Source organism: Paraburkholderia youngii (assembly GCF_013366925.1).
GTDB lineage: Bacteria > Pseudomonadota > Gammaproteobacteria > Burkholderiales > Burkholderiaceae > Paraburkholderia > Paraburkholderia youngii.
Genome location: NZ_JAALDK010000001.1, coordinates 4767202 through 4781726, shown reverse-complemented (window position 1 = coordinate 4781726; position 14525 = coordinate 4767202). Strand labels below are relative to the sequence as shown.

The following is a 14525-nucleotide window of genomic DNA, read 5'->3' as shown; positions in this document are numbered from 1 at the left end:
CGAATCAATCGGCGCGAGCCGAACTCAAGTCGCGGCCTTTGCCGCATCCACTTCCTCGCGCTTCGCCGCAAGCGGCGAATTCTCGCCGAGATCCCAGAACAGTCCCGCCATCATCTGCAGGCCCTCACGCACCACCGGGCCTAGAAGGTGCTCGTTCGGCGCATGCTGCGAGCAGGCCGGATAAGAATGCGGCACCCAGATCGTCGGCAGACCGAGCGTGTCGGCGAATACCTCGTTCGGCAGCGTGCCGCCGAGATTCGGCAGCAGCGCGGTCTTCTTGCCGGTGGTCGCTTCGAGCGACGCTCGCGCCCATGTGACCCACGGATCGTCGGGATCGAGTCGTGTGGCCGGTGCGCCGCGTTCGACGTCGATTTCGACCAGCTGAAAGCCGTGCGCATCGAGATGCGCGCGCAGATGCTTGCCGAGATTTTCCCAATCCGTGCCGACCACGAAACGCAACTGGCAGACCGCGAACGCCGACGGCGGAATCGCGTTGACCGGGTTCTCCGGATTGCCCGCCTTGAAGGCCAGCACTTCGAAGCTGTTCCAGCCGAACACGCGCTCGGGCGCCGAAAGCCCCGGCTCGCCCCAGTTGTCGTCGACGGTGGGGTCGCCAGGACCGTCGCCCACCGTGATGTCGGCAAGCGCGCGGCGCACGGCCTCCGGGATCGGCGGCGGACGCAGGCCGTCGACTGCGATCACGCCGCGCGCATCGACGAGACTCGCGAGCGCGTTGGCGAGCACCGTCGCCGGATTGCGCAACAGGCCGCCCCAGTTGCCCGAGTGATGCGCGCCGTCGCGCAGGTTCAGCGACAGCTTGAAATTGACCGCGCCGCGCGAGCCGAGAAACACGGTCGGACGACGCGCGGCGAGACGCGGGCCGTCGGAGGCGATCAGCACGTCGGCGGCGAGTTCGTCGCGGTGCGCGCGGCAGATCGCATCGAGCCCCGGCGAGCCGGTTTCCTCGCCCATTTCGATCAGCAGCTTCGTGTTGAAGCCGAGTTTGCCGTCGCGCGCGGCGAGCGTGCACGCGAGCGCGGCGAGGTTGATCGAGTGCTGGCCTTTGTTGTCGGCGGTGCCGCGACCGAACCAGCGCTCGCCTTCGATGGTCACCGCCCACGGCGTCAGCGGCGCGCGCCACTGGCTGTCGTAGCCGCGCACGACGTCGCCGTGGCCGTAGATCAGCACGGTCGGCAGATGATCGCCTTCGTGACGGTTCGCGATCAGGAACGGACCGAAACCGTCGACCGGGTTATCGACGATGCGCGTGCTGAAGCCGAGGCGCTCCGCTGCGGGCTGGATTTCGTTGGTCAGATAAGACCGCAGCAGCGCGCCGCGATCGCTTTCCTGGCTTTCGGTGCGAATACCGACGCGGCGGTTCAGGTCGGTGAGAAAAGCGCCGGATTCGAAGTGCCGGGTGGCAAGCTCGATGGCCTGGTGGCGGCTCATGTCGGTGTCTCCAATGCGGGGGATGGGCGAGGCGGGCAGAGGGCCGCGGCCCGATGGCAGGGTCTTCGGGCGATTTGTCCGCGATCTCATTGCGATCGATTCTAGAAGCGCGTCATTTTTGTCACAATGATCATGTTTCGAAGCTTGCATTGCCGCAAAGGCAAAGCGTCATCGCACCGTTGCAACCGATTCGATCGAGGCGTCCCGGATGGCACGTTCACTGCATGGCATCGCGTTGCGTTATTTCGTCGAAGTCGCGCGCAGCGGCTCGCTGAGCGACGCGTCCGAACGGCTGCATGTCGCGGTATCGGCGCTCAGCCGGCAGATCGCGCGGCTCGAGAGCGAACTCGGCGTCACGCTATTCGAGCGGCGTCCGCGCGGCATGGCGCTGTCCGAGGCGGGCGAGCGGCTGCTCGCGTACGCACAACGCAGCCTGCTGGAAGCCGAGCACGTGATGAAGGAGCTCAGCGGTCTCGCTAGCCTGCACGGCAGCCGGATCAAGATCGCGACCGCCGAGGGCTTCGCGGTCGACTTCCTGCCCGCCGCGATCGCGGATTTCCGCGCCGAGCATCCCGGCATCGATTTCACGTTGACCGTGATGTCGCCGGCCGACGCGACCCGGCATGTGCGCGACGGTGACGTCGACATCGCGTTGTCGTTCAGCCTCGCGCCGGAGAAGGGCGTCAAGGTCGAGCACACCGAGCGCGCGCCGGTGTTCGTGCTGGTGCGTGTCGATCATCCGCTCGCGGCGCGCGCGAAGCTGTCGCTCGCCGAGGTGAGCCGTTATCCGCTGGTGTTGTCGGAGACCGGCACCACGCTTCGCCAGTTGATCGACATCACCTGCGCGCTCGAAGGCATCCTGCTCGAGCCGGACCTTATCTGCAACAACAGCGGCGCGAGTTATCGCTATGCGCAGAAGTCCGGCGCGATCATGTTCACGGGGCTGCTGTCGGTGCGCGACCGCTATGCGGCCGACGGCTTCGTCGTGATTCCGCTGACCGACCCGCAGATGCGCCAGCGCAGTATCCAGGTGCAGACGATGGCGGGGCGCGAGTTGCCGCCGTCGGTGCGGGCGTTTCGCGACCATCTGATCGCACGGATCGCGGATCCGAAGCCGGCCGGGGCTCAGGCCTCGAAGGCGGACCGAGGGCGCGGCAAGCGCACGCCGCGTCGCCCGCGAGCCGATGCATGAAATGCGACACATGCCACGCACTAAGCGGCAAATGTTCTCCCGGAATCCAAATCACGACCTAAACTGTGGTGGACGGCAAGGACGGCCCTGAGAAAACGACCCTGATGGTGCGCGCCACGATCAGGGGAAACGGCAGAACAATGGCAGTCGAAGCGCGGACCGGCCGCGCAACCCGCGATGCTGCGATGCACACAAGCGGCAATAGATGCACCCAAAAAGAAACGCGGCGCGTCGTCCCGATGGCGCGTTGCCCACAACAGAGCGATAGGACCAACACATCCATGGCGCAACAGAAAACCAATCCGAAACTCGAGCAGGCGCTCACGCGCGGTGATCTCGCGATCCGCCAGGCAAATTCGGCGAGAGCGACCGCGCTGTTGCGTGCGCTCGCCAAGATGATCGTCGATGCGTCGGCGACCATCGGTGTGGAAGCCTTCACATTGATTCACGACGGCGACAAGATTTACGATCCCGCCGATGGTCTGTGGCCGCAGGCGCTGCTGATCTCGCTCGACGGTCCGGTCGAGGATGCCGATCCCGACGAATTGCGTACGGTGCGGCTGATCGCGGACGATCCGGCCACCGTGTTCCGGGTCGAATGGCAGCGCGCCGATGGCAAGATCGGGCGTCACGAGGGCGGCCCGTTCGCGACGGTCGCGTTCATCTCCGACGTCGACATTCCGTGGACCGACGACGAGGACTGAGCGCGCAACGATAGCAAACGCTCATAGCGACCACCGGCGCGTTCGGCTTACTTCATCATGCGGCGCCGAAACAGGATCGCCGACACGATAAAGCCGCCGACTGCATAAGCGGCCAGTACGCTCACATGCAGCGCCGAGTGCTCCATCGGCCGGCCGAGCATCGCCGGGCGCATCAGATCGACCGCATTGGCGAGCGGCAGCGCGGCGGTCACCGCTTGAGCGGGGCCGGGCAGCTGCGAGATCGGAAAGAACACGCCGGAGAGCAGCAGCATCGGCGTGAGCACGAGCGTCTGATAGAACATGAAAAAGTCGTACGACGGCGCGAGCGCCGTCACGATCATCGCGAGGCTCGCGAACGCGAGACCGGCCAGCACGATGACCGGCAGCGCGGGCAGCATCGACGGAAAACTCGCATAGCCGAGCGCGCCCGCCACCAGCATGATCGCCACTCCCGACAACACCGATTTGCTGGCTGCCCACACTACCTCGCCGAGCACGATATCGCCGAGCGTGAGCGGCGTATGCATGATCGCCTCCCACGTTCGCTGCACGTGCATGCGCGAAAAGCCCGAATACATCGACTCGAAGCTCGCCGACATCATCACGCTCGACGCCACCGTGCCCGCCGCGAGGAACGAGATATACGACACGCCGTCGACGTGCCCGACCATCAGCCCGAGCCCCAAGCCGAGACCGAACAGATAGATCATCGGATCGGCGAGGTTGCCGAACATCGACGCAATCGCGAGCTTCTTCCACATCAGATAGTTGCGGCGCCATACCGCGATCCAGTTCGTGGCATTGGCGGGGAAGGCGCCGAACGGCTCTTGTGCCGATGGCGTGCCGTCGTGGGTTTCGTAGGTGCGTGCGTCCATCAAGTGTCTCGCTGCGGGTTCAGTCCTGCATTTCGCGGCCGGTGAGCCGCAGAAACACATCTTCGAGATTCGCCGGCCGATGCAGATAGCGCAAATCCGCGCGCTGCTTCAGGCGCATATGCACGGGCTGCGCGTCGTTCACGTAACAGAACAGGGTCTCGCCGCTGATCTCGGTGCGCTCAGCGAGCGGTGCGAGTTCGTCGCGCAATGCAAACGGATCGGGACCATAGATCTCGATCACGTCGCAGCCGATCTCGGACTCGATCAGCTCGCGCGGCGCGCCTTCTGCGATCTTGCGTCCTTCCTCGATCACGCACAGTCGATGACAGAGCCGTTCGGCTTCTTCCATGAAGTGCGTGGTCAGCAGGATGGTCTTGCCGCGCGCGAGCAGCGATCTCAGTCGCTCCCAGATCAGATGGCGCGCTTGCGGGTCGAGACCGGTGGTCGGTTCGTCCATGATCAGCACGTCGGGATCGTTGATCAGCGCGCGCGCCAGCGTGAGGCGCCGCTTCATGCCGCCCGATAGTTCGCTCACGCGTGCGTCCGCCTTGTTCTCGAGGCGGGCGAATTCGAGCAGACCCGGCACCGCCGCGCGACACTGCGCGGCGCTCAGACCGAAGTAGCGGCCGAACACGAGCAGATTTTCACGCACGGTGAAATCGGGATCGAGGTTGTCGAACTGCGGCACCACGCCCACGCGCGAGCGCGCGAGGCGCGCGCGGCCAGGGATCGGTTCGCCGCACAGGCGGATCGCGCCGGCGTCGGGCGCCGCGATGCCGAGCAGCATGCGCAGCGTCGTGGTCTTGCCGGCGCCGTTGGGGCCAAGCAGCCCGAAGCATTCGCCGGTGTTCACATGAAACGACAATCCGTCGACGACTGTTTTTTCGCCATAGTTTTTCCTGACCTGATGGAATTCGATGGGGGCTGCGGGCATGACTCGAGCGAGGCTCCGGAAGAAGACATAACGTACGCGCAAGACACACAACATACCTGCGACGCACGCATTGCGCACAGGCCGCTTATTCTAGGGTATCGGCCACTGACGCGAGCGGGTGTCCGGGAACGCGTAATGCATGGGGATGCGATGCGTTCGCATACGAACTTTTGCGGTGCCGCAAACGTGTGCGAACACTGCTCCAGGTGGCCCAACGCTTGTGCAGACGGCTTCAGCACGCACCGACTATGCACTTAGCGTTTTCCATCCCTTGCAAGCCGAATTGCGGCGCACCATGATTGATTCAGACCGCGCTTTCCGCGCGAATGGGAGAAGACAGATGGCGAGCTACCAGAAAATCCTGTTGTGCTACGACGGCTCGCGCGAAGGCCGCAAAGCCCTGCGTTGCGGCGCCGATCTGGCGTTGGACCTGAAGGCGGAAACGCATCTGCTGTCGGTAGTAGACATGCGTTCCAGCATCGCGCAAAGCGCGGGCTTATTGACCGATGTGGCCTGCGGAAGCTTCGAAAAAACGGCCCGCGAAATTCTGCAGGAGGGCGTGAACTGGCTGACCGAGCGAGGCGTGAACGCGCAGGGGCATTTCGCATTCGGTCATCCGATCGACGAGATCGCCAATCTTGCCAACGAGTTGCACGTCGACCTCGTGGTGGTGGGACATCGCTGCCGGACCGGTTTGTCGAGGTGGTGGATGGGGGCGGGCAACACGCCGCTGCTCGACCGCGTGTCGTGCAGCATTCTGGTGGCGTGCTCGTCCGCGCAGGAGCAGCAGCAGGCGGCCGCGGCGTAATACGAACAAACCTGACACGCGGCTGGCTCCAATGGCCAGCCCGCGCATCTCTTCAGTTCACGGCTTGAACCTCACTCGTTCAGATTGATCGCCGCGAGCTTCCACGTGACCAGCCCTTCGCGACGGAAGATAGCCGAATAGTTCGCGTTGCCTTCGCCGCGCCGGTACGTGACCACAAACTCGTTGAGACTCCGATAGCCGGCCGTGCTTTGGCGCCCGGGCGGCGGCGCGCTTGCGTGCGTGGTGGTGTCGCCCGCGGCCGATGCGGCCGGCGCTTCTCCGCCCGCGGCTGGCGGTGCTGACGGTTGCTCGCCCGGTGTGCCGCGCGGCGGCATGCCGTTCAGCAGTGCCGCGACGCCGTCGGGTGTCGCATAGGCATCGACGAGCGGGCCGATCAGTGTCACGCCGATCACCGCGCCGATCGTGGCCATCTTGTTCCCGGCATCCGCTTCGAGCCGGTGCGTCAGCATGGCGCCCACCTGCTGCTTCAGGCTATCGCGCAGCGCGGGGAAGTCGACGTACTGATTGACGGTTTGCACGTCACGCGCGTCTGCCGCGCGTTTGAGATTGTTCACCGCGAGATACGGTGACGCGTAAATAAAGCCTAGCGCGGCAATCACGATCACCACGATCAGCGTGATCAGCAGCGGCCGGGTGGCGCTGCCCTGTGTGCGTTTCGGAATTGTCATCGAATGGGACTCCACGTCAGTGATGATCTAACGTCGACCACGGCGAGGTCGAAACGATCCCATTCCACGCGAATCTCTGAACATCCGAAGTGCTTATTGCATGCGTGCTCAGAATTCGCTCAGGCTTCGAACACCGCGCCGTGCACGTTGGCTTCGTCGGCTATGCAACGATCGATCATACGGCATACGGCGTCGACGGTGCCGACCATGATCAGTCGCGACGGTCCATGATAGACCCGCACCGGAGCGCGGCGCGCGGGCTCCGCGATATTCAGCGCCGAATTCAGCGATACGCGCGCAAACGCCGGCAACGACGACGGCAGACCGGAAGCTTCGGCAGGCACGTCGAACAGCGGCGGCGTGCGCGCCGCGGGCGCGTCGATCGGCGCGCAAGGCGTGAGCTTGCGCAGATGGCGCAGACGGCCGAACTGGCGAAAAGGCAGCAGGCGGGCAAGGCGTTCCATGAGTCTCTCCAGACGATGCGGCTTGAATGCGCGGCGTAATGCGGGCGTTAATGCGGCTTGGTTCGGACAAACCGGCGCGAGCGTTCCGGCAACAAAGATCAGAACTCGCTGGGGCGAATCAGCCCGACCGCGATTCCTTCGAGCGCGAAATCCGCGCTGCCGGTTTCCACGAAGATGTTGTCGTAGTCGGGGTTTTCGGCGATCAGTTCGATGCCGTTCGGCCGGCGCTTCAGACGCTTGACCGTCACGTCGTCGCCAAGCCGCGCAATGATGATCTGGCCGTCTTTCGCTTCGCTGCGCTTTTGCACCGCGAGCAGGTCGCCGTCGAGAATGCCGGCGTCGCGCATCGACAGGCCGCGCACCTTCAGCAGGTAATCGGGCTTGCTCGAGAACAGCGCCGGGTCGCACGCGTAGTGCTGCGAGATATGTTCCTGCGCGAGGATCGGGCTACCCGCCGCGACCCGGCCGATCAGCGGCAATGACAACTGCATCAGGCCCGCATGCGGCAGCGTGAACTGGTGCGGCGCATCCTCCTGCCCGGACAGCAGGCGGATGCCGCGCGACGCGCCGGCCGCGAGTTCGATCACGCCCTTGCGCGCCAGCGCGCGCAGATGCTCTTCCGCGGAATTGGCCGAGCTGAAACCGAGTTCGGCGGCAATTTCCGCGCGAGTGGGCGGAAAGCCGGTGCGTTCGATCGCGCGGCGGATCAGATCGAAAACCTGCTGCTGTCGTGCGGTGAGTTTGGTCATGGCCACTGTATGTATGAACAGGTGACTGTATTTTTATACAGTATTCGGCGCATTTCAAGCTTTACTTTAAGTTCGACGCAAGGGGCGCGCTGGGGCGTCGTTTATCGGCGACATGGCGACGATTTCGGCGTCTGAACAGCCGGTGCGTCTGCCGTTACCACTTTTGGGCATTAAAAAATGAAGAAACATTATTTTTAATGATGAAAGCCCTTCGATAGACTGGCTTCCGGTTAGCGCTCATGTGCACGTGACCGCGACGCAAAACAACACCAGACGCTTATCAGCGGACCATCACGCGGAGAGAAACTGAAATGAACCATCGGCATACGGGGCTCGCGGCTCGAACCAGAAAACTGATCACGGCGCTTGCCGTCGGCGCGGTGGGTACGCTCGGCATGTTGGGCGCAAGCGGCGTCGCGCACGCCGACACCACGCTGCTGAACGTGTCCTACGATCCGACGCGCGAGCTGTATCAGGACATCAATCAGGCATTCGGCAAAGAATGGAAGGCCAAGACCGGCGAAGCCGTCACCTTCAAGCAGTCGCACGGCGGCTCGGGCGCGCAGGCTCGCTCGGTGCTCGACGGTCTGCAGGCCGACGTCGTGACGCTCGCGCTCGCATATGACATCGACGCCATCGCGAACAAGGGGCTCGTCGACAAGAACTGGCAGAAGCGTCTGCCGGACAACGCCTCGCCGTACACGTCGACGATCGTGTTTCTGGTGCGCAAGGGCAACCCGAAGCACATCAAGGATTGGGACGATCTGGTGAAGCCGGGCGTGTCGATCGTGACGCCGAATCCGAAGACCTCCGGCGGCGCGCGCTGGAACTACCTGGCCGCGTGGGCGTACGCCGAGCATCAGCCGGGCGGCAACGACCAGAAGGCCAAGGAGTTCGTCGGCAAGCTGTACAAGAACGCCGGCGTGCTCGATTCGGGCGCGCGCGGCGCGACCACCAGCTTCGTGCAGCGCGGTATCGGCGATGTGCTGATCGCGTGGGAAAACGAGGCGTTTCTGTCGGTGAAGGAGTTCGGTCCGGACAAGTTCGAGATCGTGGTGCCGACGGTGAGCATCCTGGCCGAGCCGCCGGTCGCGGTGGTCGACAAGGTCGTCGACAAACACGGCACGCGCAAGCTGGCCGACGCGTATCTGAACTTTCTGTATAGCGAGGAAGGGCAGGAGATCGCCGCGCGCAATTTCTATCGTCCGCGTTCGAACAAGGTGCCGGCCGACCTGACCGCGAAGTTTCCGAAGCTGAAGCTGTACACGATCGACGATTCGTTCGGCGGCTGGACCAACGCGCAGAAGACCCATTTCGCGGACGGCGGCGTATTCGATTCGATTTATCAGCCGCAGTAACAAGCATCGCCTGAAGCACGGGCACAGGCAACAAGGGCGCGCCCAATGGGCGCGCTTTCGGCTAACCGGGACCCGCTGGCCAGCAGGGCGGTAGTACCGCAACACCGCAACACCGCAACACGAACAACCGCGCGAGCATCAACCATGAACGAGTATCCAGCATGACCACGTTGACCTTCCGCAAGCCGAGCGCATTGCCCGGCTTTGGCCTGACACTCGGCATCACGGTGGCTTATTTGAGCCTCGTGGTGCTGATTCCATTGGCGGCGACCTTTCTGAAAACCGCGACGCTCGACTGGGACCAGTTCGTGCGCGCGGTCACGTCGCCGCGCGTGCTCGCGTCGTATCGGCTGACGTTCTTCTCGGCGCTCGGCGGCGCGCTGATCAACGCGGTGTTCGGCTTTCTCGTCGCGTGGGTGCTGGTGCGCTACACGTTTCCGTTCAAGCGCATCGTCGATGCGGTCGTCGATCTGCCGTTCGCGCTGCCCACCTCGGTCGCGGGCATTTCGCTCGCGGCCGTGTATGCGGGTAACGGCTGGATCGGCCAGTTCCTCGCGCCGCTCGGCATCAAGATCGCGTTCACGCCGGTCGGTGTGCTAGTCGCGCTGACGTTCATCGGCCTGCCGTTCGTCGTGCGCACGGTGCAGCCGGTGCTCGAGGAGTTCGAGCGCGAGCAGGAGGAGGCGGCCGCGTGCCTCGGCGCGTCGCGCTGGCTCACGTTTCGCCGCGTCGTGCTGCCGGCCGTGTTCCCGGCGCTCTTGACCGGCTTCGCGCTCGCCTTCGCGCGCGCGCTCGGCGAATACGGCTCGGTGATCTTCATCGCCGGCAATGTGCCGATGAAGTCGGAGATCACGTCGCTCCTGATCATCACGAAGCTCGAGCAATACGACTATGCGGGCGCGACGGCGCTCGCGGTCGTGATGCTGGTCGTGTCGTTCCTGATGCTGCTGCTGATCAATACGCTGCAGTGGTGGCTGCAGCGGCGCACGAGCCGCGGCAATGCGGGGCCGGCGCCAGTGGCCACGAGCGTCGCGGCAATCGGTGGAGGTGTGCAATGAGCCGTCTTCCGACCAACCCGGCGAGCGGTGCGCGTCGCCCCGATCCGGTCAGCGAACCGCCCGTGGTGCGCTGGCTGCTGATCGGCGTCGCGCTGCTGTTTCTCGCGCTGTTTCTGGTCGTGCCGCTCGCCGCGGTGTTCTATCAGGCGCTGAATAAGGGGCTGCGTTTTTATTTCGAAGCGCTCGCCGATCCGGATGCGCTGTCGGCGATCAAGCTCACGTTGCTCACCGCGTCGATCGCTGTGCCGCTGAACCTCGTGTTCGGCCTCGCGGCGTCGTGGTGTATCGCGAAGTTCGACTTCCGCGGCAAGGCACTGCTGACCACGCTGATCGATCTGCCGTTTTCGGTGTCGCCGGTGATCTCCGGTCTGATCTACGTGCTGATGTTCGGCGCGCAGGGCTGGTTCGGCCCGTGGCTCGAAGATCACAACGTGCAGATCATCTTCGCGGTGCCGGGCATCGTGCTCGCGACGATCTTCGTCACGTTCCCGTTCGTCGCGCGCGAACTGATTCCGCTGATGCAGGCGCAGGGCAACGACGAGGAAGAAGCCGCGCACGTGCTCGGCGCATCGGGCTGGCAGACGTTCCGTCGTGTGACGCTGCCGAACGTCAAGTGGGGCCTGCTGTACGGCGTGATTCTGTGCAATGCGCGCGCGATGGGCGAGTTCGGTGCGGTGTCGGTGGTGTCCGGCCATATTCGCGGGCAGACCGACACGATGCCGCTGCACGTCGAAATCCTCTACAACGAGTACAACTTCTCGGCCGCGTTCGCCGTGGCCTCGCTGCTCGCGCTGCTGGCACTGGTCACACTGGGGCTCAAGCTGCTGGCCGAGCGTCATATGTCGGCGGAACTGTCGGCGGCGCGTGAGGTGCCCGCGCATGCGGGACCGGCGCCGGCCGATGCGTCACAGGCCAATAGCGCGCAGTCCGCTTCTCATTCGTTTTTCGTCAACGCCACGCCTGCGTCGCAGCGACATCCGCTCAAGCAAGGAGAGCTGTAAATGGGTATCACCGTTCGTAACCTGCAAAAGCGCTTCGGCGATTTCGTCGCGCTCGACAACGTGTCGCTCGACTTTCCGCCGGGCGAACTCGTCGCGCTGCTCGGGCCGTCGGGTTGCGGCAAGACGACCCTGCTGCGCGTGATCGCCGGCCTCGAATACGCGGACGGCGGCCAGGTCGAGCTGCAAGGTCAGGACGTCGCGGCGGTCGGCGCGCGCGAGCGCGAGGTGGGCTTCGTGTTCCAGCATTACGCGCTGTTCCGTCATATGACGGTGTTCGAGAACGTCGCGTTCGGCCTGCGTGTGAAGCCGCGCAAGGAACGTCCGTCGGAGAAGGTGATTCGCGAGAAGGTGCATGAACTGCTGAAGCTCGTGCAACTCGATTGGCTCGCGCAACGCTATCCGTCGGAGCTGTCCGGTGGTCAGCGGCAACGCATCGCGCTTGCGCGCGCGTTGGCCGTCGAGCCGAAGGTGCTGCTGCTCGACGAGCCGTTCGGCGCGCTCGACGCGAAGGTGCGCAAGGAACTGCGCAGCTGGCTGCGCCGCCTGCACGACGATCTGCATATCTCGACGATCTTCGTCACGCACGATCAGGAAGAGGCGCTCGAAGTGGCCGATCGCATCGTCGTGCTCAATCGCGGCCATGTCGAGCAGGTGGGCAGCCCGCAGGACGTGTACGACCATCCGCAGACGCCGTTCGTCTACGAGTTTCTCGGCGCGGCGAACCGTCTGCACGGCAACGTCGATGCGCAAGGCTTCGTCGTCGATGGCGCCGCGCTGCCGGTCGCGATCACGGCGGGTTTCAGCGGTCCGGCGTTCGCCTATGTGCGGCCGCATGACCTGCAGCTGTATCCGCAGGCGGCCGGGCATCGCGACGGCATCGTCGTCGACGTGCGGCGCGTGGTGACGCTCGGCGGCTCGGTGCGCGTCGAGCTCGCCGGTCGCGCGGGCAATCTGCTCGAAGCCGAACTCGATCGCGAAACGTGGCGTGATCTGCAACTCGCGGTCGGCGACGGCGTGACCGCGGTGCCGCGCGCGCTGCGGGTGTTTCCGGCGCAGTGAGATGGCAGCGCCGCCGTGCGGCGCTCGAAGCAGGAGAAAAACGTATCGGCCGTACTGAGTGGTTCCATTTGGCATTTGGCGGCTCTAATAACTCAACTCTGGCAGAACCGGAGACATATCGATGAATTTCCAGCAATTGCGTTTCGTGCGCGAGGCCGTGCGGCAGAACATGAATCTGACCGAAGTGGCGAACGTGCTGTACACGTCGCAGTCGGGCGTGTCCAAGCAGATCAAGGATCTCGAGGACGAACTCGGCGTCGACATTTTCATTCGCCGCGGCAAGCGGCTGACGGGCCTCACCGAACCGGGCAAGGCCGTGCATCAGCTGATCGAGCGGATGCTGCTCGATGCGGAGAATCTGCGCCGCGTCGCGCGTCAGTACGCGGATCAGGACAGCGGCCACCTCGTCGTCGCGACCACCCACACGCAGGCCCGCTACGCGCTGCCGAAGGTGGTTCGACAGTTCACGGCGGTGTTCCCGAAAGTGCATCTGGCGCTGCGTCAGGGCAGCCCGCAGCAGATCGCGCAGATGATCATCAACGGCGAGGCCGATATCGGCATCTCGACCGAGGCGCTCGACCGCTTTCCCGACATCGTCACGTTCCCGTGCTATTCGTGGCATCACGTGGTGGTGGTGCCGAAGGATCATCCGCTGGTCGGCCGTGAAAACCTGACGCTCGACGAGATCGCCGAATTCCCGATCGTCACGTACGACCAGGACTTCACGGGCCGCTCGCATATCGACCAGGCATTCGCGAAAGCAGGCGCATTGCCCGACGTCGTGCTGACCGCGATCGACGCCGACGTGATCAAGACCTACGTCGAGCTCGGCATGGGCATCGGCGTGGTCGCGGCGATGGCCTACGACCCGAAGCGCGACACCGAACTCGTCGCGCTCGATACGCAGCATCTGTTCGAGGCGAGCACGACGCGCGTCGGCTTGCGCAAGGGCGCGTTCCTGCGTGCGTACGCGTATCGGCTGATCGAGATGTTCGCACCGCAGCTGAGCGAGACCGATATCGCGGCGCAGTTGCGCGAGGCCGCTTAGGCCTCGCGCTTTCACGCATGGCGGCGCGCGGCGCATCGCTTACAATCGCCGCCATGAATACCTCGACTTCCTCTCTCCCGACTCCTCCCAGCACGCCGGGCTCCACTTCCTCGTTGCCATGCATCGCCGTGCTCGCGACCGGCGGCACGATCGCCGGCGCGGCAGCGGACGCCGCCAACACGTCCGGCTATCAGGCGGGCGTCGTCGGCGTCGATCAGTTGCTCGCGGCGGTGCCGGCGCTGTCGACGGTTGCGCGGATCGCGCCGGAGCAGATCGCCAGCGTCGATAGTAAGGACATGGCGCTGCCGCTGTGGACCACGCTCGCGCAACGTATCAACACGCTGCTCGCGAGCGACGACGTCGACGGCGTGGTCGTCACGCACGGCACCGACACGCTCGAAGAAACCGCCTACCTGCTGCATCTGACCGTCAAGTCGGACAAGCCAGTCGTGCTGACCGCGGCGATGCGGCCGGCGTCGGCGCTATCGGCCGATGGTCCGTTGAATCTGCTGAACGCGGTGACGGTCACGGCGCATGCGGCTTCGCGCGGGCAGGGCGTGCTGGTCGCGTTCAACAACCGCATTCATAGCGCGCGCGACGTCGTAAAGACGAGCACCTATGCGGTCGACGCGTTCCAGTCGCCGGAAATCGGTGCGCTCGGCTGGGTGCAGGATGGGCGCGTCGAGTTTCAACGCAGTGTGGTGCGCGCACATACGCTTGCGAGCGAGTTCGCGATCGATACGGCGTGGCCGCACGTGGAGATCGTCGCGAGCTATGCGGGCGTGTCGCGCACTGCCGTCGATGCGCTCGTCGCCGCGGGCGTGCGCGGCATCGTCGTCGCGGGCACGGGCAATGGCTCGTTCCATCAGGCGTTGCAGCAGGCGCTCGCCGAGGCGGTGTCGCGCGGTATCGCGGTGGTGCGCTCGTCGCGTGTCGGCTCGGGGCATGTGATGCGCAACGGCGCCGCCGCCGACGACGCGCTCGGCTTCGTCAGCGCGGGTACGCTGAATCCGTACAAGGCGCGCGTGCTGTTGATGCTGGCGCTGGCAGCGGGCCATACGGCGCCGGCTGCGTTGCAGAAGGTGTTCGATACATACTGATTGACGAATCCGACAGCCGGACACCCGACGACGACGT

General features: G+C 64.7%; 15 protein-coding genes. 9 read left to right on the top strand and 6 right to left on the bottom strand.

Annotated elements, in window-relative coordinates:
- Positions 1-24: 24 nt before the first annotated feature.
- On the bottom strand, positions 25-1449 hold the full coding sequence (locus G5S42_RS21900; RefSeq protein ID WP_176108701.1) for a M20 family metallopeptidase: 1425 nt from the start codon (positions 1447-1449) through the stop codon (positions 25-27).
- A gap of 208 nt (positions 1450-1657) precedes the next feature.
- Between G5S42_RS21900 and G5S42_RS21895 the strand changes: the two genes are divergently transcribed.
- Together G5S42_RS21895 and G5S42_RS21890 are read left to right on the top strand one after the other, a co-directional pair.
- Positions 1658-2641: a LysR family transcriptional regulator gene (locus tag G5S42_RS21895; RefSeq protein WP_176108700.1), complete on the top strand. Its 984-nt coding sequence runs from the start codon at positions 1658-1660 to the stop codon at positions 2639-2641.
- Between the two features lie 281 nt (positions 2642-2922).
- Positions 2923-3345, top strand: a complete 423-nt coding sequence (locus G5S42_RS21890; RefSeq protein ID WP_013089291.1) for a hypothetical protein — start codon at positions 2923-2925, stop codon at positions 3343-3345.
- Positions 3346-3392: 47 nt separating this feature from the next.
- Here the strand turns inward: G5S42_RS21890 and nodJ are convergent, their stop codons facing one another.
- Complete coding sequence (nodJ, locus tag G5S42_RS21885; protein ID WP_176108699.1) at positions 3393-4220, bottom strand: nodulation factor ABC transporter permease subunit NodJ; 828 nt, start codon at positions 4218-4220, stop codon at positions 3393-3395.
- A gap of 19 nt (positions 4221-4239) precedes the next feature.
- On the bottom strand, positions 4240-5154 hold the full coding sequence (gene nodI, locus G5S42_RS21880) for a nodulation factor ABC transporter ATP-binding protein NodI (RefSeq protein ID WP_176108698.1): 915 nt from the start codon (positions 5152-5154) through the stop codon (positions 4240-4242).
- Positions 5155-5494: 340 nt separating this feature from the next.
- Between nodI and G5S42_RS21875 the strand changes: the two genes are divergently transcribed.
- Positions 5495-5962 (top strand): universal stress protein, encoded by a 468-nt coding sequence (locus G5S42_RS21875; protein WP_013089294.1) that lies wholly within the window; start codon positions 5495-5497, stop codon positions 5960-5962.
- A gap of 71 nt (positions 5963-6033) precedes the next feature.
- Here G5S42_RS21875 and G5S42_RS21870 read toward each other — a convergent pair whose 3' ends face one another.
- The 3 genes from G5S42_RS21870 to lexA form a co-directional block, all read right to left on the bottom strand.
- Entirely contained in the window at positions 6034-6651 is a 618-nt protein-coding gene (locus G5S42_RS21870; protein ID WP_176108697.1) for a DUF2939 domain-containing protein, read from the bottom strand.
- Between the two features lie 119 nt (positions 6652-6770).
- Complete coding sequence (locus G5S42_RS21865) at positions 6771-7115, bottom strand: hypothetical protein (RefSeq protein WP_176108696.1); 345 nt, start codon at positions 7113-7115, stop codon at positions 6771-6773.
- Positions 7116-7213: 98 nt separating this feature from the next.
- Entirely contained in the window at positions 7214-7864 is a 651-nt protein-coding gene (lexA, locus tag G5S42_RS21860; protein WP_008922406.1) for a transcriptional repressor LexA, read from the bottom strand.
- 311 nt (positions 7865-8175) lie between these two features.
- On the opposite strand from lexA, the gene G5S42_RS21855 reads away from it, so the two are divergent.
- From G5S42_RS21855 to G5S42_RS21830, 6 genes are all read left to right on the top strand, one after another.
- Entirely contained in the window at positions 8176-9222 is a 1047-nt protein-coding gene (locus tag G5S42_RS21855) for a sulfate ABC transporter substrate-binding protein (protein WP_176108695.1), read from the top strand.
- Positions 9223-9383: 161 nt separating this feature from the next.
- Positions 9384-10280 carry a sulfate ABC transporter permease subunit CysT gene (gene cysT / locus G5S42_RS21850; RefSeq protein ID WP_176108694.1) on the top strand — a complete coding sequence of 299 codons (897 nt, stop codon included), beginning with the start codon at positions 9384-9386 and terminating at the stop codon, positions 10278-10280.
- Positions 10277-11281, top strand: coding sequence for a sulfate ABC transporter permease subunit CysW (gene cysW / locus G5S42_RS21845; RefSeq protein WP_176108693.1), 1005 nt, complete (start codon positions 10277-10279; stop codon positions 11279-11281). The genes cysT and cysW overlap by 4 nt, the downstream gene beginning before the upstream one ends.
- Entirely contained in the window at positions 11282-12340 is a 1059-nt protein-coding gene (locus G5S42_RS21840) for a sulfate/molybdate ABC transporter ATP-binding protein (RefSeq protein WP_176108692.1), read from the top strand.
- 121 nt (positions 12341-12461) lie between these two features.
- Positions 12462-13388: a CysB family HTH-type transcriptional regulator gene (locus G5S42_RS21835; RefSeq protein WP_176108691.1), complete on the top strand. Its 927-nt coding sequence runs from the start codon at positions 12462-12464 to the stop codon at positions 13386-13388.
- A 53-nt stretch (positions 13389-13441) separates the two neighbouring features.
- Complete coding sequence (locus tag G5S42_RS21830; protein WP_176108690.1) at positions 13442-14488, top strand: asparaginase; 1047 nt, start codon at positions 13442-13444, stop codon at positions 14486-14488.
- The last annotated feature ends 37 nt before the right edge of the window (positions 14489-14525 follow it).

Excerpts from the sequence above, each read along its gene's own strand:
- G5S42_RS21900 (WP_176108701.1), bottom strand. The coding sequence starts at position 1,449 with ATGAGCCGCCACCAGGCCATCGAGCTTGCCACCCGGCACTTCGAATCC.
- G5S42_RS21895 (WP_176108700.1), top strand. The coding sequence starts at position 1,658 with ATGGCACGTTCACTGCATGGCATCGCGTTGCGTTATTTCGTCGAAGTC.
- G5S42_RS21890 (WP_013089291.1), top strand. The coding sequence starts at position 2,923 with ATGGCGCAACAGAAAACCAATCCGAAACTCGAGCAGGCGCTCACGCGC.
- nodJ (WP_176108699.1), bottom strand. The coding sequence starts at position 4,220 with ATGGACGCACGCACCTACGAAACCCACGACGGCACGCCATCGGCACAA.
- nodI (WP_176108698.1), bottom strand. The coding sequence starts at position 5,154 with ATGCCCGCAGCCCCCATCGAATTCCATCAGGTCAGGAAAAACTATGGC.
- G5S42_RS21875 (WP_013089294.1), top strand. The coding sequence starts at position 5,495 with ATGGCGAGCTACCAGAAAATCCTGTTGTGCTACGACGGCTCGCGCGAA.
- G5S42_RS21870 (WP_176108697.1), bottom strand. The coding sequence starts at position 6,651 with ATGACAATTCCGAAACGCACACAGGGCAGCGCCACCCGGCCGCTGCTG.
- G5S42_RS21865 (WP_176108696.1), bottom strand. The coding sequence starts at position 7,115 with ATGGAACGCCTTGCCCGCCTGCTGCCTTTTCGCCAGTTCGGCCGTCTG.
- lexA (WP_008922406.1), bottom strand. The coding sequence starts at position 7,864 with ATGACCAAACTCACCGCACGACAGCAGCAGGTTTTCGATCTGATCCGC.
- G5S42_RS21855 (WP_176108695.1), top strand. The coding sequence starts at position 8,176 with ATGAACCATCGGCATACGGGGCTCGCGGCTCGAACCAGAAAACTGATC.
- cysT (WP_176108694.1), top strand. The coding sequence starts at position 9,384 with ATGACCACGTTGACCTTCCGCAAGCCGAGCGCATTGCCCGGCTTTGGC.
- cysW (WP_176108693.1), top strand. The coding sequence starts at position 10,277 with ATGAGCCGTCTTCCGACCAACCCGGCGAGCGGTGCGCGTCGCCCCGAT.
- G5S42_RS21840 (WP_176108692.1), top strand. The coding sequence starts at position 11,282 with ATGGGTATCACCGTTCGTAACCTGCAAAAGCGCTTCGGCGATTTCGTC.
- G5S42_RS21835 (WP_176108691.1), top strand. The coding sequence starts at position 12,462 with ATGAATTTCCAGCAATTGCGTTTCGTGCGCGAGGCCGTGCGGCAGAAC.
- G5S42_RS21830 (WP_176108690.1), top strand. The coding sequence starts at position 13,442 with ATGAATACCTCGACTTCCTCTCTCCCGACTCCTCCCAGCACGCCGGGC.